The sequence below is a fragment of the Kiloniella sp. genome (assembly GCF_965205715.1).
Lineage (GTDB): Bacteria > Pseudomonadota > Alphaproteobacteria > Kiloniellales > Kiloniellaceae > Kiloniella.
Genome location: NZ_CBDBHW010000014.1, coordinates 1,605,823 through 1,627,704, shown reverse-complemented (window position 1 = coordinate 1,627,704; position 21,882 = coordinate 1,605,823). Strand labels below are relative to the sequence as shown.

23 protein-coding genes are annotated in these 21,882 nt (G+C 47.5%); 17 read left to right on the top strand and 6 right to left on the bottom strand.

The features are described from left to right. Positions 1 to 15: 15 nt before the first annotated feature. Entirely contained in the window at positions 16 to 285 is a 270-nt protein-coding gene (locus tag ACOGW3_RS24910) for a hypothetical protein (RefSeq protein ID WP_419906019.1), read from the bottom strand. On the opposite strand from ACOGW3_RS24910, the gene ACOGW3_RS24905 reads away from it, so the two are divergent. Further along, entirely contained in the window at positions 272 to 1,504 is a 1,233-nt protein-coding gene (locus ACOGW3_RS24905; RefSeq protein WP_419901077.1) for an ISL3 family transposase, read from the top strand. The genes ACOGW3_RS24910 and ACOGW3_RS24905 overlap by 14 nt on opposite strands. 75 nt (positions 1,505 to 1,579) lie before the next feature. Further along, a complete protein-coding gene (locus tag ACOGW3_RS24900; protein WP_419905395.1) occupies positions 1,580 to 1,756 on the top strand; it encodes a hypothetical protein in 177 nt (58 codons plus the stop codon). Positions 1,757 to 1,816: 60 nt separating this feature from the next. Here ACOGW3_RS24900 and ACOGW3_RS24895 read toward each other — a convergent pair whose 3' ends face one another. Then, a complete protein-coding gene (locus ACOGW3_RS24895) occupies positions 1,817 to 2,158 on the bottom strand; it encodes a hypothetical protein (protein WP_419905394.1) in 342 nt (113 codons plus the stop codon). Positions 2,159 to 2,550: 392 nt separating this feature from the next. On the opposite strand from ACOGW3_RS24895, the gene ACOGW3_RS24890 reads away from it, so the two are divergent. The 7 genes from ACOGW3_RS24890 to ppdK all read left to right on the top strand — a co-directional run bounded on the left by ACOGW3_RS24890 (position 2,551) and on the right by ppdK (position 10,748). Next, positions 2,551 to 2,769 (top strand): DUF2007 domain-containing protein, encoded by a 219-nt coding sequence (locus ACOGW3_RS24890; RefSeq protein ID WP_419905393.1) that lies wholly within the window; start codon positions 2,551 to 2,553, stop codon positions 2,767 to 2,769. Beyond that, positions 2,766 to 3,527: a tRNA1(Val) (adenine(37)-N6)-methyltransferase gene (locus ACOGW3_RS24885; protein WP_419905392.1), complete on the top strand. Its 762-nt coding sequence runs from the start codon at positions 2,766 to 2,768 to the stop codon at positions 3,525 to 3,527. Before ACOGW3_RS24890 ends, ACOGW3_RS24885 begins: the two co-directional genes overlap by 4 nt. Before the next feature lie 147 nt (positions 3,528 to 3,674). Then, the gene (locus ACOGW3_RS24880) at positions 3,675 to 4,553 is read left to right on the top strand and encodes a S49 family peptidase (RefSeq protein WP_419905391.1); all 879 of its coding nucleotides are present in this window, start codon (positions 3,675 to 3,677) and stop codon (positions 4,551 to 4,553) included. 129 nt (positions 4,554 to 4,682) lie between these two features. Continuing rightward, positions 4,683 to 4,961, top strand: a complete 279-nt coding sequence (locus ACOGW3_RS24875) for a hypothetical protein (RefSeq protein WP_419905390.1) — start codon at positions 4,683 to 4,685, stop codon at positions 4,959 to 4,961. Between the two features lie 76 nt (positions 4,962 to 5,037). Continuing rightward, positions 5,038 to 5,994, top strand: coding sequence for a glycine--tRNA ligase subunit alpha (locus ACOGW3_RS24870; protein ID WP_419905991.1), 957 nt, complete (start codon positions 5,038 to 5,040; stop codon positions 5,992 to 5,994). A gap of 3 nt (positions 5,995 to 5,997) precedes the next feature. Then, the gene (gene glyS / locus ACOGW3_RS24865; RefSeq protein ID WP_419905389.1) at positions 5,998 to 8,079 is read left to right on the top strand and encodes a glycine--tRNA ligase subunit beta; all 2,082 of its coding nucleotides are present in this window, start codon (positions 5,998 to 6,000) and stop codon (positions 8,077 to 8,079) included. 8 nt (positions 8,080 to 8,087) lie between these two features. After that, positions 8,088 to 10,748, top strand: a complete 2,661-nt coding sequence (gene ppdK / locus ACOGW3_RS24860) for a pyruvate, phosphate dikinase (RefSeq protein WP_419905388.1) — start codon at positions 8,088 to 8,090, stop codon at positions 10,746 to 10,748. Between the two features lie 84 nt (positions 10,749 to 10,832). Here the strand turns inward: ppdK and ACOGW3_RS24855 are convergent, their stop codons facing one another. Beyond that, complete coding sequence (locus tag ACOGW3_RS24855) at positions 10,833 to 11,720, bottom strand: DMT family transporter (protein ID WP_419905387.1); 888 nt, start codon at positions 11,718 to 11,720, stop codon at positions 10,833 to 10,835. 262 nt (positions 11,721 to 11,982) lie between these two features. Here ACOGW3_RS24855 and ACOGW3_RS24850 point away from each other — a divergent pair, with 262 nt between their 5' ends. The 3 genes from ACOGW3_RS24850 to ACOGW3_RS24840 all read left to right on the top strand — a co-directional run bounded on the left by ACOGW3_RS24850 (position 11,983) and on the right by ACOGW3_RS24840 (position 15,089). Continuing rightward, positions 11,983 to 13,146, top strand: a complete 1,164-nt coding sequence (locus ACOGW3_RS24850; RefSeq protein ID WP_419905386.1) for an ABC transporter substrate-binding protein — start codon at positions 11,983 to 11,985, stop codon at positions 13,144 to 13,146. A gap of 84 nt (positions 13,147 to 13,230) precedes the next feature. After that, positions 13,231 to 14,319, top strand: coding sequence for a FecCD family ABC transporter permease (locus ACOGW3_RS24845; protein ID WP_419905385.1), 1,089 nt, complete (start codon positions 13,231 to 13,233; stop codon positions 14,317 to 14,319). Next, positions 14,316 to 15,089: an ABC transporter ATP-binding protein gene (locus ACOGW3_RS24840; RefSeq protein ID WP_419905384.1), complete on the top strand. Its 774-nt coding sequence runs from the start codon at positions 14,316 to 14,318 to the stop codon at positions 15,087 to 15,089. Before ACOGW3_RS24845 ends, ACOGW3_RS24840 begins: the two co-directional genes overlap by 4 nt. A gap of 7 nt (positions 15,090 to 15,096) precedes the next feature. Here the strand turns inward: ACOGW3_RS24840 and ACOGW3_RS24835 are convergent, their stop codons facing one another. Beyond that, positions 15,097 to 15,585, bottom strand: coding sequence for a hypothetical protein (locus ACOGW3_RS24835; protein ID WP_419905383.1), 489 nt, complete (start codon positions 15,583 to 15,585; stop codon positions 15,097 to 15,099). A gap of 468 nt (positions 15,586 to 16,053) precedes the next feature. On the opposite strand from ACOGW3_RS24835, the gene ACOGW3_RS24830 reads away from it, so the two are divergent. From ACOGW3_RS24830 to ACOGW3_RS24820, 3 genes are all read left to right on the top strand, one after another. Beyond that, positions 16,054 to 17,559, top strand: a complete 1,506-nt coding sequence (locus tag ACOGW3_RS24830) for an aldehyde dehydrogenase family protein (RefSeq protein WP_419905382.1) — start codon at positions 16,054 to 16,056, stop codon at positions 17,557 to 17,559. A 171-nt stretch (positions 17,560 to 17,730) separates the two neighbouring features. Then, a complete protein-coding gene (locus tag ACOGW3_RS24825) occupies positions 17,731 to 18,207 on the top strand; it encodes an L-2-amino-thiazoline-4-carboxylic acid hydrolase (protein ID WP_419905381.1) in 477 nt (158 codons plus the stop codon). Positions 18,208 to 18,271: 64 nt separating this feature from the next. Further along, positions 18,272 to 18,670, top strand: a complete 399-nt coding sequence (locus ACOGW3_RS24820; RefSeq protein ID WP_419905380.1) for a HutD family protein — start codon at positions 18,272 to 18,274, stop codon at positions 18,668 to 18,670. A gap of 62 nt (positions 18,671 to 18,732) precedes the next feature. Here the strand turns inward: ACOGW3_RS24820 and ACOGW3_RS24815 are convergent, their stop codons facing one another. Next, positions 18,733 to 19,476, bottom strand: coding sequence for a TetR/AcrR family transcriptional regulator (locus tag ACOGW3_RS24815; protein ID WP_419905379.1), 744 nt, complete (start codon positions 19,474 to 19,476; stop codon positions 18,733 to 18,735). 220 nt (positions 19,477 to 19,696) lie between these two features. Here ACOGW3_RS24815 and ACOGW3_RS24810 point away from each other — a divergent pair, with 220 nt between their 5' ends. Continuing rightward, positions 19,697 to 21,604, top strand: coding sequence for an efflux RND transporter permease subunit (locus ACOGW3_RS24810; protein WP_419905378.1), 1,908 nt, complete (start codon positions 19,697 to 19,699; stop codon positions 21,602 to 21,604). On the opposite strand, the gene ACOGW3_RS24805 is transcribed toward ACOGW3_RS24810, so the two are convergent. After that, complete coding sequence (locus ACOGW3_RS24805; protein WP_419905377.1) at positions 21,566 to 21,688, bottom strand: hypothetical protein; 123 nt, start codon at positions 21,686 to 21,688, stop codon at positions 21,566 to 21,568. The two genes, ACOGW3_RS24810 and ACOGW3_RS24805, sit on opposite strands and share 39 nt — an antisense overlap. On the opposite strand from ACOGW3_RS24805, the gene ACOGW3_RS24800 reads away from it, so the two are divergent. Further along, positions 21,675 to 21,806, top strand: coding sequence for a hypothetical protein (locus ACOGW3_RS24800; protein WP_419905376.1), 132 nt, complete (start codon positions 21,675 to 21,677; stop codon positions 21,804 to 21,806). The two genes, ACOGW3_RS24805 and ACOGW3_RS24800, sit on opposite strands and share 14 nt — an antisense overlap. The last annotated feature ends 76 nt before the right edge of the window (positions 21,807 to 21,882 follow it).

Sequence of the window (21,882 nt, the reverse complement as noted above, 5' to 3'; positions counted from 1 at the left end):
AGTAGTGAACTTCTATCACTCGGGAAATATCATTTCGGTGCCCGTATTGGTGTCAGTTACGGCGAAAAATTTGATAGGGCTGTCGAAAATGGCACACTTGAGAATATCCATAGGGTACCTGATGGAGATGCACTGATAAAACTCATGTTGAGTTCCCGGGTGGATATCGTGCCCTTGGCTCTTCTCCGCTTTGTTGAGTAGAAAAAGATGCCGACCGCCAAGTAACCTGTTGATATGTATGGTTTCTGATAACTTTACATAGAGCAGGTATATGACAATCAACATCTCGCAGCATATTTTAGGCCTCAAAGGGCAACGTGTAAATGAAATTAAACTGGATGACGGCGGTGTTAAGATTGTCATTCACTGCAGCCGAGACGCGCGTAGGAGGGCTATAGACCCTGCTACAGGCCAGAAGGGAAGCATCAACCAGCATGTCCGCCGACAAGTAAACGACATCCCCCTTTTTGGGTATCCTTGTGTGGTCGAGATTGAGCTGGCGCAGGTTTATATTAACAAGGGCGAACGCCGCATTGAGGGGTGTGATTTTGTTGATAAAGGGTGCCGTTTCACTCACCGATTTTGCCGACTGATCAGTGGATTATGTCGGCATATGTCTATTCAAGCGGTTTCCAGACATTTGGATATACGATGGGAAACGGTCAAGAATATCGACAGGGCATACCTTATTGAAACTCTCCCTACGCTTGATCCTGCAGAGCTAACTGGCTTGGAATATATTGGTGTAGATGAAGTTGCCCGGGCGAAAGGTCATGACTACATGACGGTGGTCTACGATATGGTTGGCGGTCATCTGATCTGGGTTGAAGCAGGCCGAACTGCCGAGGTTTTTTCAAGGTTTTTGAAACAACTGCAACCAGATACAGCCTGCAAAATAAAGGCCGTAGCGATGGATATGGGGCCTGCCTACCAAAAGGCTGTCAGAGAGTCCTTGCCGTTGGCCGACATAGTATTTGACCGTTTCCACGTCATGAAAAACTACAGCAAAGCTATCCATAATCAGCGTCGACTTGAGTTCAGAAAGGCCGATCCAAGTGGTAAAGAGTTGATGAAAGGGACACATTATCTGTTGCTCAAAAATGCGGATAAGTTGAGTGAAAAACAAAGTGACAAGCTGCAAAGGTTGCTGGAGAGCAATAGCAACCTGAATGCACTTTACGTCTTGAAAGAACAGCTTCAGCTGCTGTGGAGTGCCGCTTCATTTGAGGCGATGGCGGAGCAACTGGAACGTTGGTGCCTGATAGCAGATCAGTCACAGATGCTCTATCTAAAAAAGTTCGCGAAATCCCTACGGAAACATTGTGTGGGCATCTGCAACTACGCCAAACACAAGCTCACAAGCGCCAGGATAGAGGCTGGTAATGTCAGTATAGGAATGATCCGTAAGCGAGCCAGAGGCATCAAGGATACCGAATACTTCAAACTCAAAATTAGACAATCATCCATTCCAGATAATCAATCTATGCTCTATTTGAAATCCTAAATCTACTCAACAAAGCGGAGAAGTGCCGTGCCCTTTAATCGCTTGGGTGCTTATTACCGCTTTCGGAAATTGGGAGTGAGCGAAGAGGTGGCAGAAATATTACCGCCGATCCAAAGTGTGCCCAGCTATATCGCTTTTTCAAAAAAACGAAATCACACGAAGTTGCGCGATATGGTGGACGCGACACTCAAAGCCATGAAACAGGACGGTAGCTACGACAGGCTCACGGCCTATTCTCTCATAAATGAGTAACCTGGATTAGTATTTGGTGCTGTGATTGATCTTTTAAATTCCGCTGGTTTGGTTAGCCTTTTAGAAGACCTCCTCGCCGCAATAGTAGTGAAAAATTTGTATGTTTTGGGTTATTTCCGGACCCGTTTTGCTCAAGGGAAGAGACATCCCTTTGTAACTTATGTGATGATTATCCCGCCAATACCAGATCGTGCCATTAAACCAAATGGGATTTGGCCAGTTATAAACCAGGTTGAAGTACCGCATAAATGCCCGTTTGATATCGCCTTCAATAATCCCGTCAGCAAACATTTTCTTACCCGTCGCGTCTTTTTCGAAGATCCTGACCATCGCAGTTCCACACAGTCGAAATAACCAATCCTCTTCACCAGGAACTGGCTCATAAAGACCCATGTACGGCATGATCTTTGGATAGCGCAAAAGGTCTAACTCTGTACGTGTGGGATGTGATTTTCTCGGCGAACGGCTTTCCAGGCCTGCAATATTGTATCAAGGCGCTCGGAGTGAAAATCAGGTGTAATTGATACGCCAAAATCTTGAAAATCGGTATGAATTGACGACGCGATTTTCTCAGCTTTTTCTCTGCTATACATGCCATCATGTTAGTGACTAATGTTTAATACTTATGAAATTCGTCAAAGTTTGTACGTGTTTCTGGTTAGATCCTTAGATGCATCCGGGAGAGGATTTGCTATTTTATTGCAATATTTCCGCTTTCAGCCCTTGTGGATAACAAAGGCTAACGTTAGCTTTCAGCAATTATTCGTTTAAAAAATCAACAGGAACTCGTTGGTGTGATCGAGATTTATCGAACAAACGATATTGTAAAGCTCTCCTGGATACAGGCATTGATGTCTGATGCGGGGATTGAGTGTGTGGTCTTGGATCAACATGCCTCTATTATTGAGGGATCTATAGGCGCGATCCAGCGCAGGATAATGGTGCTTGAAGAAGATGCTAATCAGGCACGCCGGGTTTTGACCGATGCTGGTGAATTGGAAGAACAGCAGTGAACGCCGAGCAAACAACAGAAATCCCTTTGACCGAAGATGATTTTATCGGCGGTGAGGTTAAGGTTTTCCAGCCTGCAAAGGGCTATCGGGCCGGGATCGATGCGGTTTTGCTTGCTGCGACTGTTGAGGCCAAAGCGAGCGCGCATATTCTTGATCTCGGTTGTGGTGTGGGCACAGCGGGGCTTTGCCTTATGGGGCGGCTTAAAGATGTTCAGGTTACGGGTTTGGAATTGCAGTCCGTCCTTTTTGAGATTGCTCAGAAAAACAGACAGGCAAATAAATTTGAAGATCGCTGGTCTCTAATCCAGGCCGATCTTTTGCAGTTACCCAAGGATTTACCGCTCGGCTCTTTCGATCAGGTGATATGCAATCCCCCTTTTATGCCAAAGGGCTCCTCTCATGCCTCTCCCGATCCTATAAAGTTGCTCGCAAATCATGAAGGTGATGCCTCGTTACGTGATTGGATGCTTGCTGCGCTTAAATTAGTAAAGCCCAAGGGTGCGGTGACCATTGTACATCGCGCAGATCGCCTGGATGAAATCCTATCTGTTTTCCGGGAAAAGAAGGCAGGAGCCATTGAGGTGTTTCCTCTTTGGCCCTATGCGGGGCAACCTGCTAAACGTGTTGTGGTCCGGGCGAGACGTGGAATCTCCAAGCCAATGCTCATAACTGCCGGGCAAACTTTGCACGAAAAGGATGGATCTTATACCCCTGAAATTCAGGGGGCTTTAAGAATGGGGCAGGCACTCCTATTTTAAGAGGACCAATTAGAAGGAGACACGAGGCTGAGCGTTTTTTTGACCAGAGTAATTTGACCTGTGTAACAAGAAGCACTCTGTTCCCTGTTGTGGGATCTCTTTTCAACGGTTACAACGTTTTTGAAACAACTTGATTTAAGGCTAATTATGAAGCTGAAGAAGCTCTTATCAAAACTTCCTATCGAACGCTTTCGCAATCCCCCTGCAAAAGTGGCCGTTGTCTCTCTCAGTGGTGTGATCGGTGCCGCCGGTCCCATGCGTTCAGGTTTGACTTTGGCGTCTGTTGAAGACCAGTTGAGCGAAGCTTTCAAGATGGATGGCATCAAGGCGGTTGCTCTTTCAATCAACTCTCCTGGAGGCTCTCCTGTACAATCTGATTTGATTGGGCGGATGATCAGAGATCTCGCTGATAAACACGAAGTAAAAGTTTTTGCTTTTTGTGAAGATGTCGCGGCTTCCGGTGGATATTGGCTGGCCTGTGCTGCCGATGAAATCTACGCGATGGAATCTTCTGTGATTGGTTCGATCGGAGTTATTTCGTCTGGTTTCGGTTTTCCTGAATTGATCAAAAAGTACGGTATAGAACGTCGTGTTCGTACCGCCGGTGAATTGAAATCCACGCTTGATCCATTTCAAAAAGAAAGCCCAAAGGACGTTAAGCGCCTCAAGGGTATTCTGACACAAATCCACGAGAATTTTATCGATTGGGTTAAAGGGCGCCGTGCCGGTAAGCTGGGCAAGGATGAAAAAGAGATCTTTTCCGGAGAATTCTGGACCGGGGTTACCGCCAAGGAATATGGCCTGATTGATGGCCTTGGCTCTATGCATCAGACCATGCGGTTTGAATATGGTGACAAGGTTAAATTGATCAAAGTTGAAGGCAAAAAGAACTGGCTGAAGAGCAAACTCGGCTTTGGCGGTGGTGATGCTTTATCTGGTTTCGGCGGTGTAAATACCGCTGATATTGCGGGTGGCATGATGGCTGCTGTTGAAGAACGTGCCCACTGGGACCGTTACGGTTTATAATCAAATGCGTTGTTGAAAATTGAGAATCCATATTCTGTTGATTGGATTCCTGTTAAAATACCGCCGCAATACGCGGCATAGGTGAGGACACTATGTTTGGAATACCCTCTATAGGAAAGCTACTGGTTCTTGGGCTGGTTATTGCCGGCGTTTATCTGTTTTTCAAAGCAGCCAAAAGACGCGAGAACTCAGGCTCTGTTCCGGGTAAGGGGAATTCCAATAGTTCACCTGCGCAAAACCAAACAAATCAAGGTGATGGCGGGTCATTGGAAATGGTTCAGTGCCCCGCTTGCAAAGCCTATATACCTGCTAAGAGCAAGTGCTCTTGTGGTGGTAACGGCTAAAAGCGACAAAAAATATCTCGACTCCGGCATTGAGGCTGTTGATTCCTACTGCCGGGCATTATAAGTTCATTCAAATTTCGCACTGCAGCAAAATGACAAATAAAGATATGACTCAGTCTGACCCAGTAAAGTCCGACGAAATGAAGTCTGGCACACCAAAATCCAAGGTCATTGTTGACCCTGAAAAGTGTGTTCAGCGTCTTATTCTGAAACTCCAGGATTACTGGGCCCGTCAGGGGTGCGTAATTTTGCAGCCCTACGACCTCGAAGTCGGCGCGGGTACTTTTCACCCGGCAACAACGCTTCGGTCTCTTGGCCCTAAAACATGGCGCGCAGCTTATGTGCAGCCTTGCCGCCGTCCTGCTGATGGTCGTTACGGTGAAAACCCGAACCGCCTACAGCATTATTATCAGTTTCAGGTCATTATGAAGCCGTCTCCGGCCAATTCTCAGGAACTTTATCTTGGGTCGCTGGATGCCATTGGTATTGATTCCACTAAACATGATTTGCGTTTTGTTGAGGATGATTGGGAAAGCCCGACTTTGGGAGCCTGGGGTCTTGGTTGGGAAGTCTGGTGTGATGGCATGGAAGTCAGCCAGTTCACCTATTTCCAGCAAGTCGGTGGTATCGAATGTAATCCCGTTCCTCTAGAGCTTACTTATGGCCTAGAGCGCTTGTTTATGTACGTTCAAGGTGTTGAAAACGTATACGACCTTGACTGGGATGGTGTTCCAGCTGAAGAGGGCGGCCAAACCTACGGCGATGTCTTCCATCAGAACGAAGTAGAATTTTCGACTTTTAACTTTGAGATTGCTTCTACGGATGAGTTGTTCAAGCACTTCGAAGATGCCGAGGCTGAATGTGCCCGCATCCTGAAGTTTGGCGAAGCCAACGCTGAAAAGAACGGTAAAGCCAAAGGTAATCTATTGCCGCTGCCGGCCTATGATCAATGTATGAAAGCCAGCCACCTCTTCAACCTGCTTGATGCCCGCGGCGTGATCTCCGTGACAGAGCGCCAGGCCTATATCGGCCGTGTTCGCGAATTGGCAAAAGCATGTTGTGAAGCCTGGAATAAAACCCAGCTGGAAGAGGCGTAAGGTATGTCTGAATTTCTACTCGAACTTCATTCCGAAGAAATCCCGGCGCGCATGCAGGCAAAAGCTGCGGCCGATCTGAAAAAAATTGTCAGTGACCGCCTTAAAGAAGCAGGCCTTGCCTTTACCGACGCACGTTCTTTTGTAACACCGCGTCGACTGGCGTTGGTTATAGACGGCCTTCCTGAAAAGCAACCTGACGTCAGTGAAGAAAAAAAAGGCCCCAAAGTTGGTGCACATGAAAAAGCCCTTGAAGGCTTTATGAAAGCCAACGGCCTGACCTCTATCGATCAAGCCGAGACCCGGGAAACACCAAAGGGTGAATTCTATTTCCTTGTCAATGAGATCAAGGGGCGGGCTACACCGGAAGTTCTTTCTGAAATGGTTGTCGAGACCCTGAAAGCCTTCCCTTGGCCGAAGTCCATGAAGTGGTCGAAAAACTCCTTCCGTTGGGTGCGCCCGCTGCATTCAATATTGGCAATTTTTAAGGGTGAAACCCTTCAGGGATCTTTCGATTTTGGCAATCAGGAACTCGCATTTGGCAATCTGACCCGTGGGCATCGTTTCCTTGCGCCAGATTGGTTTGAAGTTAAAGATCTCGATGACTATCTGCACAAGTTGCGTCTGGCAAAAGTTCTGGTCGATCAGACCGAGCGCCGTGATCTGATTGAAACCCAGGCAAAAGAAATTTGTACTGCTGAAGGTCTAACTCTGAAAGATGATCAGGGACTTCTTGGGGAAGTTACCGGTCTTGTCGAGTGGCCTGTCGTTCTCATGGGGCGTATTGCAGACCGGTTTATGTCTGTTCCTCATGAAGTGCTATCGACTTCCATGAAAGAGCATCAGAAGTATTTCTCGGTGCTTGATAAGGATGGCAAACTGGCCAACCGTTTTATCTTTGCTGCCAACACCGAAGCCGTTGACGAAGGTAAGACCATCATTGCCGGGAACGAACGGGTATTGGCTTCACGCCTATCCGATGCTGAGTTTTTCTGGGAACAGGATAAAAAAGACAAATTAGATACGCGTGTTGCTGCACTTGAAAGCATTGTGTTCCAAGCCAAACTCGGTACCTTGGCGCAAAAAGTTGCGCGGGTTCAAGGCTTGGCTGAGCAACTTGCAGAGCAAACGGGATGCAGTGGTCGGCTGGCGAACCGGGCGGCAGAATTAGCGAAAGCTGATTTGAGCACTGGTATGGTATATGAGTTTCCTGAACTTCAAGGGATTATGGGGCGTTATTACGCGCTTCATGATGGCGAGAGCCCACTGGTTGCCGAAGCAATTGCAGATCACTATTCGCCACTCGGCCCTTCTGATCGTTGCCCTTCTGCGCCGATCTCTGTGGCCGTGGCTCTGGCAGATAAGATTGATACGCTGGTAGGCTTTTTCGGCATCAACGAATTGCCAACGGGATCGAAAGATCCTTTCGCGCTTCGCCGTGCGGCCCTGAGCGTTATTCGCCTGATTACCGAAAACGAGCTGCAGCTGAACTTGCGTAAAGCTCTTGCGGATAGTTTTTCGGCCTATACAGGTCAGCTTACCCAATCCGAAGAAGAGACCACAGATGCTCTGATGTCTTTCTTTGCCGATCGTTTGAAAGTTGCGCTGAAAGACAAAGGTGTTCGCCACGATCTGGTTACTTCTGTCTTTGCCCTGGGCGACGAAGATGATCTGGTCCGGTTGCTTTCACGGGTAGATGCCCTGGCAGATCTGCTTAAAACCGATGATGGAGCCAATCTGCTTGCCGCTTATCGGCGCGCGGCAAACATCGTTCGGATTGAAGAGAAAAAAGATAAAATGGCGTTCAACGGTTCCGTTGATGCTGCGTTGTTGCAACAGCCGGAAGAAAAGGCGTTGCACGAAGCTCTAGAAGGAGCTTCCGGAGAGGCGACAAAAGCCCTCGCACGTGAAGGATTTAAAGAAGCGATGGCGGCTCTGGCCGGACTTCGCGCACATATGGACGCATTTTTCGATAAGGTTACGGTGAACGATGAAGATCCGGCTTTACGCAAAAATCGTCTAGGCTTGTTATCTCGGGTCGGAGTGATTCTGGGACAAGTTGCAGACTTCTCACGCATAGAAGGATAGATGAGAAAATGACCAAATGGGTCTACGGTTTCGGTAATGGCAAGGCTGACGGCAAAGCCGACATGAAGGAACTACTCGGCGGCAAGGGGGCTAACCTTGCCGAGATGTCATCTCTGGGACTTCCGGTCCCCCCCGGATTTACAATCTCTACCGAAGTCTGTACGGCCTATTATGACAATGGTGAAAACTATCCCGGCGATCTGTCAGGACAGGTGGATAGCGCCCTCGCGGATATCGAAGATATTGTCGGTGTGAAGTTTGGCGATAATACCAATCCTTTGCTGGTTTCTGTTCGATCCGGTGCCCGGGCTTCCATGCCAGGCATGATGGATACCGTTCTTAACCTTGGTCTTAACGATGTCACTGTCGAAGGTCTTGCCAAAGTTTCTGGCGATGAACGTTTTGCTTATGACAGCTATCGTCGCTTTATCCAGATGTACAGTGATGTGGTTCTCGAAGTTGATCACCATTTCTTCGAAGAAATTCTGGAACTGCACAAAGAAGATAGCGGTCATTACCTCGATACCGATCTCTCTGCCGATGAGTGGAAAACCGTTATCGAGCAATACAAAAAAGTTGTAATGGACGAGTATGGGAAGCCTTTCCCACAGGATCCAAAAGAACAGCTTTGGGGCGCGATAACCGCCGTATTTGGTTCCTGGATGAATGCTCGTGCGACGACTTATCGTAAATTGCACGATATTCCTGCTGCCTGGGGAACTGCCGTCAACGTTCAGGCGATGGTGTTTGGCAATATGGGCGAAGATTGCTCGACCGGTGTTGCCTTTACCCGAAACCCCTCCACGGGTGAGAACGCTTTTTATGGTGAGTATCTGATCAACGCCCAGGGCGAAGATGTTGTGGCTGGTATCCGTACCCCGCAGAACTTGACCATCAAAGGCCGCGAAGAGCACAACTCTGATCTTCCTTCTATGGAAGAGACCATGCCCGAAGTCTTCAAGCAGCTTGATGAAACCCGTCATATTCTTGAAAAACACTATCGCGATATGCAGGACATTGAATTTACTGTTCAGTCCAACAAGCTATTTATGCTTCAAACCCGTTCGGGGAAACGAACAACCGCTGCTGCGCTTCAAATCGCGGTTGATATGGTTGAAGAAGGCTTGATCACCAAAGAAGAAGCAGTCGGTCGTGTTGAACCCGCTGCCTTGGATCAACTATTGCACCCGACCCTTGATCCCGATGCGGAACGTAATATCATTGGTCACGGTCTGCCGGCATCCCCGGGTGCCGCTTCCGGTCAGATTGTTTTCTCTGCGGATGAAGCAGAGAAGATGTCCCAGGCAGGTAAAGACGTTGTTCTCTGTCGCACAGAAACATCGCCTGAAGACATCCATGGTATGCACGCAGCCAAGGGTATTTTGACATCCCGTGGCGGCATGACCTCCCACGCGGCTGTGGTGGCACGCGGTATGGGGCGTCCTTGTGTGTCCGGTGCTGGTGATCTGCGTATGGATTACAAAAACGGTACCATGATCGTGCGCGGTCAGGAACTTAAAGCGGGTGATATCATCACCATCGATGGCAGTAATGGTGAAGTGATGTTGGGCGAGATTCCAACCATCCAACCGGAAATGTCAGGTAACTTCTCTACCCTGATGGAATGGGCTGACAGTATTCGTACCATGAAGGTGCGTACCAATGCCGAAACGCCAAATGATTGTCGTACCGCACGCAGTTTTGGTGCCGAGGGTATTGGTCTTTGTCGTACAGAACACATGTTCTTTGAGGCTGAGCGTATTGTTGCTGTTCGTGAGATGATCCTTTCGGATGATGAAGCGGGTCGCCGTAAAGCTCTTGATAAAATCCTGCCGATGCAGCGCAAAGATTTTGCCGAGATCTTTAAGATCATGGCTGGTTTACCTGTCACCATTCGTTTGCTCGATCCGCCTTTGCACGAATTTTTGCCGCACGGTGAAGCTGAAATGCAAGACGTTGCGGATGCAGCTGGCGTTCCGATTGAAAAACTGCATGCGCGTGCGGCGAAGATGTCGGAAACCAACCCGATGCTTGGGCACCGTGGCTGTCGTCTTGGGATCTCTTATCCAGAGATTTATGAGATGCAGGCCCGCGCTATCTTTGAAGCGGCTGCACAGGTATCCAAATCCGAAGGCCAGACAGTTGAGCCTGAAGTGATGATCCCACTTGTAGGCATGAAAAAGGAACTCGAAATCCTTAAAGCCCTGGTAGATCGTGTTGCCAAAGAGGTAATGGCTGCTGAAGGCGTTGAGATGAAATACCTGGTTGGCACTATGATTGAGCTTCCACGTGCTGCGCTTCGTGCTGCTGATATTGCTGAAGAAGCAGAGTTCTTCTCCTTCGGTACCAACGATCTGACCCAGACCACATTTGGTCTGTCCCGTGATGACGCTGGTAACTTCCTTGGTGCTTATGAGCGTAACGGCATTATCGAGCAGGATCCTTTCATCTCTCTCGATCAAGAAGGTGTTGGTGAACTGGTCGAAATTGCTGCGGAACGCGGTCGTAAAACCCGGGGCGATATCAAGCTTGGTATCTGTGGTGAACACGGTGGCGATCCGGCATCGATTAACTTCTGCCAGAAGGTCGGCTTGAATTATGTTTCCTGCTCGCCTTTCCGTGTGCCAATTGCTCGATTGGCTGCGGCGCAGGCTGCGATCAAAAAGTAATTTGTACTAGTAATCAGTTTGAAAAGGGTGGCTTTGGCCACCCTTTTTGCTTTTCGCACCAATAATCTCAGTTGAGTGTTTCTGTTATTGGCGAACCCGGTTCCGTGCCGCTATTGATACCCCAACGGCCGCAACGGCCATACCCGACCAAGCGGCAGGGGGCATTTCTTCGCCCAATAAAAACCAGCCGAACAATGCAGCAAGGGGAGGGACCAAAAACATCAGCGATGATACCCGCGCAACTTCTCCGGCGCGGATCATGGCGAGTAACAGGCTCATGGCCAGAATAGAATTGCCGATAACCAAATACCCAAGGGCGGCGAAAAATTCGCCAGACCATTGAACCTGCATGGTCTCGAAAGTAAAGGCGATGGGGACAACGACTGCAAAACCGGCGGCATACTGGACCATATTGGTGACGATTGGATGGTATCCGCCACCGAAACGTTTTTCGTATAACACGCCGCTGGTTATGCCTAATAATCCCATGATGCTAAACCCAACTCCAACCAGGGTCGGGGGCTCTATATCTGATCGGGCAACGATAACGATAAGAACGCCTGCAAGGTCAAGTAACAGGCCAAGCCACCTGAACCAGCTCACACTTTCTTGTGCCAATTTGGGGGCGAGAATGGCGATCAGTATGGGCTGTAACGACATAAAAATAGCCAGTACCCCAGCCGAAACTCCCGTTTTAAAAGCCCACCAGCAAAATCCAAAATAGACAGCCTGCACAAGTACGCCCACGACGACCAGGTGTCCCCAATCTGCAGCCCGTTTCGGCAAAGAAGGTCTAAATATTAAATAAAAAGGGATTAGTAGAATGACAACTGCAGAAAAGCGCATGGATAACAATGTCATGGGCTCTGCATATTGAAGCCCAACCTTGGCAATGCCATAGCCCCCGGCCCAAAGCAGAGTAAAGACGACAGGCGCCATTATGAGCCAAGCTGGCTTGTTCCCACTCTTCATAACATATTGATCCAGAATTAATATTTGAACTGACAGTACCGATCTGCGGGCGAGATAGCTATATCCAATATGAAATTAATGATAGGTGCAGATTAAAGGGCCTACGAATTACAGGTGTAAAATACATCTCGCTAATGCGAATCATTTGCATTCTCATTTATTTTGAGTACTCTGCATTCATTCGATGCTTTGGGTTGAAAATTATAGCTTAGTTTTCCCCTGAATAATGAACACGGAATTTGACCCCGTTGGAGGAAATCAAATGAAGATCAAAAGCCTAAAGGCTTTGGCCGCATCTGTGGCAACAACTTTAGTAACGACAGTGGTGCTGGGAATAACTTCAGGTACAGCTCTGGCTGAAAAAATCACCATCACAGATATCGCAGGGCGCACAGTGCAGGTTGATAAGAACCCGGACAAGATCGTGCTTGGAGAAGGGCGAATGGTCTATTCCATCGCTTTACTGGATCGAAAAAACCCATTTAAGCGGGTTGTTGGTTGGAAAGACGATTTGATCAAGTATGATCCCGATGCTTTCCGGAAATACAAAGCGCGCTTCCCTAAAGTGGATCAAATCAAAAATCTGGGAAGTCCCTATGCGGCAGAATACAGTCTTGAGACCATAATTACCCTGGATACGGACGTTGTTTTTCTCAACCTGGGTAATCTATTGAAAGCTCAGGAAAGTGGAATATTAGAAAAATTGGAAAAGGCGGGTATTCCTGTTGTCTTCCTAGATTTCCGTCAACGCCCGACACAGCATACTGTACCGAGCCTCCAAATACTGGGGCGGATCTTTGATGAGCGTGATAACGCAGATGAGTTCGCCGATTATTATCAAAAAAACATGATGACTGTCTTCTCTCGTGTTGAGGCCATAAAAGACGAAGACAAGCCGATTGTCTTTATTGAGCGTGCTGCAGGTTATAATCCGGATAAATGTTGCAGTACTTTTGGGGGCGCCAATCTGGGGCGTCTTGTGGATTTGGCAGGGGGTATAAATTGGGGATCACGTAAATTCCCTGGATTTAGTGGCAAGGTAAATCCTGAAGTTATCTTTACCGATGATCCGGATATTATTCTTGGCACTGGTGCAAACTGGGCCGAAGCCCAACCTGGTACCATGGCAGTGTTGTTCGGATATGAAGCGAGTGAAGATCTCGTAGCCCAACGTCTTGCCGCTTTAGCGGGGCGTAAAGGATGGGGCGAGCTCAAGGCTGTGAAGTCAGGCCAGTTCCATTCTATCTATCACCAGTTCTACAACAGTCCCTATCATTTCGTGGCGTTACAAACGTTTGCCAAGTGGTTCTATCCAGAAAAATTCAGCGACCTCGATCCGGAAGCGACCTTTGTCGAGTTGCATGAAAAGTTTCTCCCGATTGACTACAGCGGCGTGTTCTGGGGTTCTCTCCCCGCAACGCAGTAACTCATGAAATAAGCCCGTGTTCTTGTCATACTGCCCTTAGGGCAAGAACACGGGCTTACTCTTATCTGCCTATAAGGTTCTCGTATGTCTGCGCAATCCAAAGCCCCGGTTACCCCAGATGTTCCAGATGTTCTGGCCCTGCGATCTGATTACACGCGAAAAATTTATCGCCGATACCTAACCTTGGCGACGGTCTTTTTCCTGGTGCTGATCAGCTTTTTTATTGATGTCAGTAACGGGCCAGGCGATTTTCCGCTGTCAGTTGTCATTGACACTCTGATGGATAAAACCGCGCATGGTATCAAGCTTGAAGTTATCATTTGGGATTACCGGTTACCGATCGCGGTGACGGCTCTACTTGTCGGTGCAATCCTTGCCCTTGCAGGTGCGCAGATGCAGACGGTGTTGAATAATCCGTTGGCAGAGCCCTTTACGCTCGGCATTTCTTCCGCGGCAAGTTTTGGTGCAGCCCTGGCAATTGTTGTTGGTTGGAGCATCGTTCCCGGAATTGGCCCTTTGTTGGTTACGTTTAATGCCTTTGTCTTTGCCTTGATCACGTGCATTTTTATTTTGGTGGCTACCCGGATCAAAGGCGTCGGTCCGGAGACCATGATCCTATTCGGCATTGCAATATTTTTTGCCTTTAATGCTGCACTGGCCATGATGCAATACATGGCCTCTGAAGACCAATTGGCGCGGATTGTCTTCTGGATGATGGGGTCGTTATCCCGGGCAAGCTGGGAAAAAATTGGCATCGGCTCTCTATTACTTTGTTTTGCTCTGCCCTATAGCTTTATCAGGACTTGGCAGCTGACAGCCCTGCGTATGGGCGATGATACCGCAATCAGTCTTGGTATTGATGTCTCGAGGCTCAGAATTGAGATGTTGATTGTAATCTCGTTTCTGGCAGCAACGGCCGTCGCCTTTGTCGGGGCGGTCGGGTTTATCGGCCTTGTTGGTCCACACATTGCCCGTTTGATTGTGGGTGAAGATCAACGCTTTTTCATCCCGCTTTCTGCCCTCGTCGGAGCGCTGGTGATGTCTCTGACATCCATCATCAGTAAGATGATTACCCCCGGGGTTATCTATCCCATTGGCATTATTACGGCCCTTATTGGTGTTCCGGTGTTTGTTTCCCTAATTCTTTCAACCCGAAAAGAGAGGTTATCATGAGCTTGGAAATAGCAGGCCTTGGTGTGGCTTATGGCAAAAGGGAAGTTCTCAAAGACATTGACATCACAAGCATAAAACCTGGGGAATTCGTTGGTCTGATCGGTCCGAATGCTTCTGGAAAATCGACCCTGTTTAAGTCTATAGCAGGCGTAGTTCACCCCATTCACGGGAAGATAATGCTCAAAGGGGAAGAGCTAACAACTGCGAGCAGATCGGTGCGATCAAAACAGGTTGCCTATATGCCACAGGCGTTTGGCTGTAATGCCGTTTTGAGTGTTTTTGAGTGTGTATTGCTGGCTCTAAAGCAAACAACGGGGTGGCGGGTTAAGAACTATGACCTTGATCGGGTCTCGGAAATTCTATCCGCATTGAATTTGACGGCTTTGGCTCATAGAGGACTTTCTCAGTTGAGTGGGGGGCAAGCTCAGATGGTTGCTGTGGCTCAAACCCTGGTACGCGAGCCTTCTTTGGTGTTGCTTGATGAGCCAACGTCCGCATTGGATCTTCATCACCAGCTATCAATCCTTTCAAGCATTCGTCGTTTTATGGAGGCGCGGAAAATGATTGTTATAGCTGCACTTCATGACCTCAATCTCGCTGCACAATATTGTGATCGTTTGATATTGCTTAGAGAAGGCCGCATTCTTGCCGACGGTGAACCGAACAAAGTTTTGGGCCTGGAGGCAATTGACCAGACCTATAAGGTCAAAACCAATCTTGAGCAAACCAGCCGTAATACCTTGTATGTTGATGCAAGGCTTTCTGCTTGAGGATGGGTTATTCTTTTTTCATAAGCCATGCCATTGCCTTGGTCTTACTGTTAAAGGCCTGAAAGGTGTGCTCCGGGGCAAAAGCCTGTATTGCCTTTATGAGAATGGTGAATGATATGTGGGTGGAGACAAAAACCGTTCGATTGTTTGGTGCATGCCCATCAAAATGAAGGCTCCATTGTTTGCCAATTTCTTTGACTGTATGCCAACCGACATCTCCTTTGTGAAATCTCATGTCGATAAGATTGTCATATTTTCCAAGATCAGGAATATGTGACCAGATATCAAGCACTTGGGTGATGAGTTGTTCATGGTGGAGTGTGCCGATGTAGGCCATGTGTCGGATATGATTTTCCTTATCAAGATAGCATTCCACGCGAGGGGGGACTAAATTGGGCGGTGAGTCTTCCTCATATCTAAGGGGGGTGGAAAAACTCTTCATTTTAGCGTTCTGGGATGTATCACTTTCTTTATTCACCAACTCTTCAGATGTCATTTTTACCAGATCTTTTTCAAAGAAGTTCGGAAGGAATTACATATAGGTCGTGAATAAAATATAGAATAATGGGGTTTTATTCTGTTTAGGCAGGTAGATGGTGTCATGTCTTTGAAATATTATCTACTGATAAATGAATTTAAGTACTCAACAATACCAAATATTTAAGCAAATTATATATCAAAGAAAACTCGCCCAGGCCGATCTTTTTACCAACTGGTTTCGGTATTAATGTAAATCGTGATGATTCCAGCCGTCATGAGTTATAGTCATGATGTTGCAATTATTTCTCTCTTTGTTGTTTCGCAATCACGCCTTAAATTAAAATCGTACAAAATATACAATATAATTCGTGGAATGATTTCCTTGATTGGCGTACCTCCGTTAGAGAGGGGCCTTGATGGTTATCATTTTTGGCGAGTTTATAAATACCTGACCTGCATTTACAGGTGTCATAAGGAAACGCATATGAGCTATTCAGAAATTCTAGAACGTCTCGGTTTGTCTACAACAGAAACAAGCGGAGGTTCTCTCCAAGTGACCTCGCCTATTGATGGGGCCGAGATTGCAAAAGTGCAGGAGATTTCTGCGGCTGATGTTGATGGCATTATTGCCTCGGCAAAGACTGCTTTCAAAAGCTGGAAAGCCGTGCCTGCGCCTCGTCGTGGTGAACTTGTCCGGTTACTCGGGGAAGAGTTGCGCGCCGCGAAGGAAGATCTCGGCCGCTTGGTAACTCTTGAATGCGGGAAAATTTACGAAGAGGGATTGGGCGAAGTTCAGGAGATGATCGACATTTGCGATTTTGCTGTTGGTCTTTCACGTCAACTCTATGGTCTGACCATTGCGTCTGAACGTCCAGGTCACCACATGCGTGAGACTTGGCATCCTGTTGGTGTGTGCGGTGTTATTTCTGCCTTTAACTTCCCGGTTGCGGTTTGGTCCTGGAATACGGCACTTGCACTGGTATGTGGAAACTCGGTTATTTGGAAGCCTTCTGAGAAAACGCCTTTGACGGCATTAGCTTGTCAGAAAATTTTTGAGAAAGCCCTCGCTCGTTTTGGCGATGATGCACCTAAAGGTCTGCATCATGTAATTATCGGTGGTCGCGATGTCGGCGATGCCATGGTCAGCAGTGAAGACGTGCCGATTGTATCCGCTACTGGATCTACGGCAATGGGCCGTCAGGTCGGACCCAAAGTTGCCGCACGTTTTGGCCGTTCAATTCTTGAACTCGGTGGCAACAACGCGATGATCGTATCGCCAACCGCTGACCTGGATATGGCAGTGCGTGCCATCCTCTTTTCTGCTGTGGGGACAGCCGGACAACGCTGTACGTCCCTACGTCGCTTGATCGTGCACAAAGATATCTACGATCAGCTTATGCCGCGCGTGATTTCAGCCTATGCTTCGGTTCAAGTTGGCAACCCCCTTATCCAGGGAACACTGGTCGGTCCTTTGGTTGATCAGGGCTCGTTTGATAATATGCAAAGTGCGTTGGCAGCTGCAAAAGCTGTTGGCGGAAAGGTTCATGGCGGCGACCGTGAACTGGCGGATGATTTCCCTGGCGGTTATTATGTGCGCCCAGCAGTGGTTGAGATGTCAGAGCAAAGTGAAGTGGTTAAAACCGAAACTTTTGCCCCGATCCTCTATGCGATGAAGTACGAAGATTTCGATGCCGCAATCGACATGCAAAATGAAGTGCCGCAGGGGCTGTCATCTTGTGTTTTTACAACCGATGTCCGTGAAGCTGAACAGTTCTTATCAGATGTTGGATCCGATTGTGGTATCGCCAATGTAAATATCGGCCCAAGTGGGGCGGAAATCGGCGGTGCTTTTGGCGGTGAAAAGGAAACCGGCGGTGGGCGCGAAAGCGGCTCTGACGCATGGAAAGCTTATATGCGTCGCCAAACCAATACAGTGAACTATTCCCGTGAATTGCCACTGGCACAGGGCATTACTTTCGACATCGACTAACATTGTTCGTGAGTAGAACGCTAACAAAAGGGTCGCTTCGGCGGCCCTTTTTGCTGTTACGGGTGGTGATGCTGGTTTTCTATCTGTATATGTTTCTATTGATATCTTCGCTTCAGAAACAATATTGGGATGGAGTGAGAGTATTCCAGTTTGAATGTGTGAGGTCCTAAAATGAGTAAAACTGATCTTCCGATCCTTGAACAGCGCCGGATAGAGGCGAATATTATCAAGCCGATATACGAGGAGATGGCTGCAGAGCTCGGGGCCGAGCGGGCTAAATCAATTCTGGAAAATGCTATTATCAAAAACTCCATTGCTCACGGCAAAGCCTATGCCGAGGGGCAGGAGGAAACGACATCCCTGTTGAGCTTTCATGCCTTGTTGCCTCAGTGGATGGCTGACGGTGCCCTTGAAGTCGAAATCCTCAAGGAAGATGATAAACATGTCGATTACAATGTCACCCGGTGCCGTTTCGCGGAAATGTACCGCGAGATGGGTGTTGGGGATATCGGTCACATTCTATCCTGTGGGCGTGACGGAACATTTTGTACTGGTTATGATCCAAAAATACATTTGGACCGCAGCCAAACCATCATGCAGGGCGCAAGTCATTGCGACTTCCGTTATCGGTATGAACCAGAAGACTAACATCTAAAACTTCTGATATTAACAACCCATGTAAATTCGCTCATGAAAACTCGCACAGGTCGATATGGAAAAGCATCTCAAGCAAAGTGATTATAAATCCATGCCGTGGAAAAATGGCCTCGGAACAACTCTGGAACTTGCCGTTTCAGCACATGATCCAAGCCATGTGCCGGCGATTAAGGACAGCCCGTTTTTGTGGCGCATCAGTATTGCAAGTGTGAGCGAGGATGGTGCTTTTTCCCACTTTCCGAACATCGACAGGAACCTGACAATATTACAAGGTAAGGGAATGGTGTTGGAAGTTTCCGGTCAGGAGGACTTGAGATTGGATGCGCCTTTACAATCAGTTGAGTTCTCTGGTGAGGCAGAGGTTACTGCGCGATTGCACGATGGTCCAATTACTGACTTCAATGTAATGGTCGATCGACGCTTTGCTCACAGGGAAATAAGCCTGCTTCATTGATTCTAACAAAGATCTCAACTTCATTCCCTTCTTGAAAAAGAGGAACGCGAGTACCTGCGTACTTAACTTTTCATTTTTAGTCCATGGATGAAACGGTCAACTGTACCGTCTACAAGTATGGCAATCTCTTCATGTGATGGTGGGGGAGCTGCAGTTACCAAACAGTTCAAATAGCGGGCGCCAAAGAGGGTGGAATAGAAACTTTGTGCTGCTTCAAGGGGATCGTCGACCTCAATTTCGCCGGCGTCAATTTTTTCCTGGAGATAAGCCGCGAGAAGCTCCCTGGAGAGTTTCGGGCCTTCGTTCATAAACTCTTCGCCATGGATAGAATCGTTTTCGGCTTGGGAAATTAAGATGCGGAATAGAGATATGCTGCCGTGATAATGCAGCATATCAAGAAAGGTATTTCCGAGCTTGGTCAGGCATTCCTTGATCGGAAGGCTGTGGTCGGGTTTGACGTCGAGCTCTTCGCGTTTGACTTCGCAAATACTACTCATAATTTGAGCAAAAAGCTCTTCTTTAGAGCCGTAATGACTATAGACGGTGCGTTTGGAAACCCCGGCCAAAGCTGCGATCTGATCCATGCTGGCAGTTTCAAAACCTTGGGTCATAAAAATTTCGACAGCGGCATCGCGGATGTCGTTCCGCTTCTGCTCTGATCGGGTCAATTTCTGTCCGAGAGAAGCAAAAAGGCACTTATCTTTGTCCCAACCCGAGTGTTTTGCACCCGAGTCTTGGCCCGTTTTACTTTTCTTTTTATCTGCTCTACGCCCCTGTGCACCTAGGATACAGTTATCTTTTGCCAAAATAAACTCCAAAAAAACTACACCGTGTAGTTTACATTGAATTATAAATAAGTAAACTACACCGGATAGTTTACTTCAGTGTATTACCCTATAGCAAGTATGGTAATAGCGCAAAAACCTCGGGAAACAAAAGCAAATCTAATGGGTTTGTCCGGTTTTAAGCGTTTCGGGTACTGAGCCCTGCACTGAAATTTAACGGAATTTTTTCGGAGCTGAGGTAATGAGTAATTTCATGGACCGCCTCTCAGTTAATTATGCAAAGGGCATAATTCGCTGGCGTTGGCTAGTTCTTCTGGTGAGCATTCTGGCGGCTGTTGGTGCCGCATCCGGGATGCAAAAACTTTCCTTTACAAGTGATTACCGTGTGTTCTTTGGTGATGATAATCCACAGCTAAATGCTTTTGAAAGCTTGCAGGATGTCTATACCAAAACAGATAATATTCTTTTTGTTTTAAAGCCTAACAATGGCAAGATTTTTACACCACAGTGGCTTCAGGTCGTTCAGGATGTAACAGAAGAATCTTGGCAGATTCCTTATTCTATTCGGGTTGATTCCATTACCAACTTCCAACATACCGAAGCTGTCGGAGATGATTTGACAGTTGCGGATCTTGTGGAAGAAACGGGTGGACTTAGTCAGGTTGGCCTGGATCGAATTGAGCAGATTGCGCTTACCGAGCCTGCACTTGCCAAACGTATTATCTCTGCTGATAGTACAACAACAGGTATTCAGGTTACGCTTCAGCTTCCCCCGGATGATGCTATTGCTTTGAATGAAGCAGTTAGTTTTGCTGAAAACATTGCTGCAACGATTGAAGCAGCCAATCCTGAGTTGGAAGTTGCCATCACTGGGCTAGCACCTTTGAGTAACGCTTTCCCGACAGCTTCTATGGCGGATATGAGTACGCTCACGCCGCTGATGTTCCTTGTAATTATCGTTTTCTTGGTCGCTTTCCTGCGCTCCTTCACTGGAACGATTGGTACGCTGATTGTAACAATATTCTCTGTTATGGTTGCGATGGGTACTGCCGGTTATATGGGCATGAAATTGACGCCGCCATCAGCAATGGCTCCAACGATTATTCTGACCATTGCGATTGCGGATTGTGTCCATATCCTGGTGACCATGTTCCACGAAATGCGCCATGGTAAAGACAAGCGTGACGCGATTGTTGAGAGCCTGCGTGTAAACATGCAGCCTGTGTTCCTGACATCTTTGACAACTGTCATTGGTTTCTTGAGCCTGAACTTCTCTGAAGCTCCTCCGTTCCACGATCTTGGAAATATTGCGGCTATTGGTGTTGTTGCGGCTTGGATTTTCTCTATTGCGTTCCTTCCTGCCTTTATTGCGGTTGCACCTGTAAGAGTTAAACAGGTAACTGAAGAGAAATTCACTGCCATGGAACGTCTTGGTGAATTTGTGATTTCTCACAGAACCAAATTGCTTCTGGGCATGGGATTGATCGTTGTCGGAACATCTTCCTTTATTTCTAAAATTGAACTTGATGACCGTTTCATTGAATACTTTGATACATCGGTTCCTTTCCGCGTCGACAGTGACTTCACGCGTGATAACCTAACGGGTGTTTACCAGGTTGAATTCTCCATCGATGCTGAAAATTCTGGTGGAGTAGCTAGTCCGGTTTATCTGGCGCATCTGGAAGATTTCGCCAATTGGTTACGTGCCAAGCCAGAAGTCGTTCATGTTAATTCAATCACAGATATCCTTAAGCGTTTGAACAAATCAATGCACGGAGATGACGAAACTTGGTACAAGCTACCTGAAGAACGTGATCTCGCGGCTCAGTATCTGTTGCTTTATGAAATGTCTTTGCCATACGGTCTTGACCTCAACAGTCAGATCAACATCGACAAATCAGCATCACGTATGACTGTAACCCTGGATAACGTTTCTTCTAACGACATGCGTAACATTGCGTTGGAATCAACTCAGTGGTTGCGTGATAATGCCCCGGGTTACATGGAAGCCGATGGCTCTGGTGCATCAGTTATGTTCGCTCACCTGGCAGATCGTAATATCAAATCTATGTTGATGGGAACGGCTCTGGCTTTTGTCTTGATCTCTCTATCACTGATTTTTGCGGCTCTTCTCCGCTTTGTTGAGTAGAAAAAGATGCCGACCGCCAAGTAACCTGTTGATATGTATGGTTTCTGATAACTTTACATAGAGCAGGTATATGACAATCAACATCTCGCAGCATATTTTAGGCCTCAAAGGGCAACGTGTGTTCAGCGACAATAACCTTGGCCGGTTGCGACAACCACCTTGGCCGGTGGATCTGATCATTAAAAAGGGCGTGCCCGTTTGATAATCAGATCCACCGGCCAAGGCTTAATTTGGTGTTAGTTACAAGCTGCTGTGAGTTGATAAATTAGGAACCTCTA

Bases quoted from the DNA above. Each gene is read 5' to 3' on its own strand.
- ACOGW3_RS24905 (WP_419901077.1), top strand. From the start codon at position 272: ATGACAATCAACATCTCGCAGCATATTTTAGGCCTCAAAGGGCAACGT.
- ACOGW3_RS24910 (WP_419906019.1), bottom strand. From the start codon at position 285: ATGTTGATTGTCATATACCTGCTCTATGTAAAGTTATCAGAAACCATA.
- ACOGW3_RS24895 (WP_419905394.1), bottom strand. From the start codon at position 2,158: ATGCCGTACATGGGTCTTTATGAGCCAGTTCCTGGTGAAGAGGATTGG.
- ACOGW3_RS24880 (WP_419905391.1), top strand. From the start codon at position 3,675: ATGAAGCTGAAGAAGCTCTTATCAAAACTTCCTATCGAACGCTTTCGC.
- ACOGW3_RS24870 (WP_419905991.1), top strand. From the start codon at position 5,038: ATGAAGTCTGGCACACCAAAATCCAAGGTCATTGTTGACCCTGAAAAG.
- glyS (WP_419905389.1), top strand. From the start codon at position 5,998: ATGTCTGAATTTCTACTCGAACTTCATTCCGAAGAAATCCCGGCGCGC.
- ppdK (WP_419905388.1), top strand. From the start codon at position 8,088: ATGACCAAATGGGTCTACGGTTTCGGTAATGGCAAGGCTGACGGCAAA.
- ACOGW3_RS24855 (WP_419905387.1), bottom strand. From the start codon at position 11,720: ATGAAGAGTGGGAACAAGCCAGCTTGGCTCATAATGGCGCCTGTCGTC.
- ACOGW3_RS24850 (WP_419905386.1), top strand. From the start codon at position 11,983: ATGAAGATCAAAAGCCTAAAGGCTTTGGCCGCATCTGTGGCAACAACT.
- ACOGW3_RS24845 (WP_419905385.1), top strand. From the start codon at position 13,231: ATGTCTGCGCAATCCAAAGCCCCGGTTACCCCAGATGTTCCAGATGTT.
- ACOGW3_RS24840 (WP_419905384.1), top strand. From the start codon at position 14,316: ATGAGCTTGGAAATAGCAGGCCTTGGTGTGGCTTATGGCAAAAGGGAA.
- ACOGW3_RS24835 (WP_419905383.1), bottom strand. From the start codon at position 15,585: ATGACATCTGAAGAGTTGGTGAATAAAGAAAGTGATACATCCCAGAAC.
- ACOGW3_RS24830 (WP_419905382.1), top strand. From the start codon at position 16,054: ATGAGCTATTCAGAAATTCTAGAACGTCTCGGTTTGTCTACAACAGAA.
- ACOGW3_RS24825 (WP_419905381.1), top strand. From the start codon at position 17,731: ATGAGTAAAACTGATCTTCCGATCCTTGAACAGCGCCGGATAGAGGCG.
- ACOGW3_RS24820 (WP_419905380.1), top strand. From the start codon at position 18,272: ATGGAAAAGCATCTCAAGCAAAGTGATTATAAATCCATGCCGTGGAAA.
- ACOGW3_RS24810 (WP_419905378.1), top strand. From the start codon at position 19,697: ATGAGTAATTTCATGGACCGCCTCTCAGTTAATTATGCAAAGGGCATA.
- ACOGW3_RS24800 (WP_419905376.1), top strand. From the start codon at position 21,675: ATGACAATCAACATCTCGCAGCATATTTTAGGCCTCAAAGGGCAACGT.
- ACOGW3_RS24805 (WP_419905377.1), bottom strand. From the start codon at position 21,688: ATGTTGATTGTCATATACCTGCTCTATGTAAAGTTATCAGAAACCATA.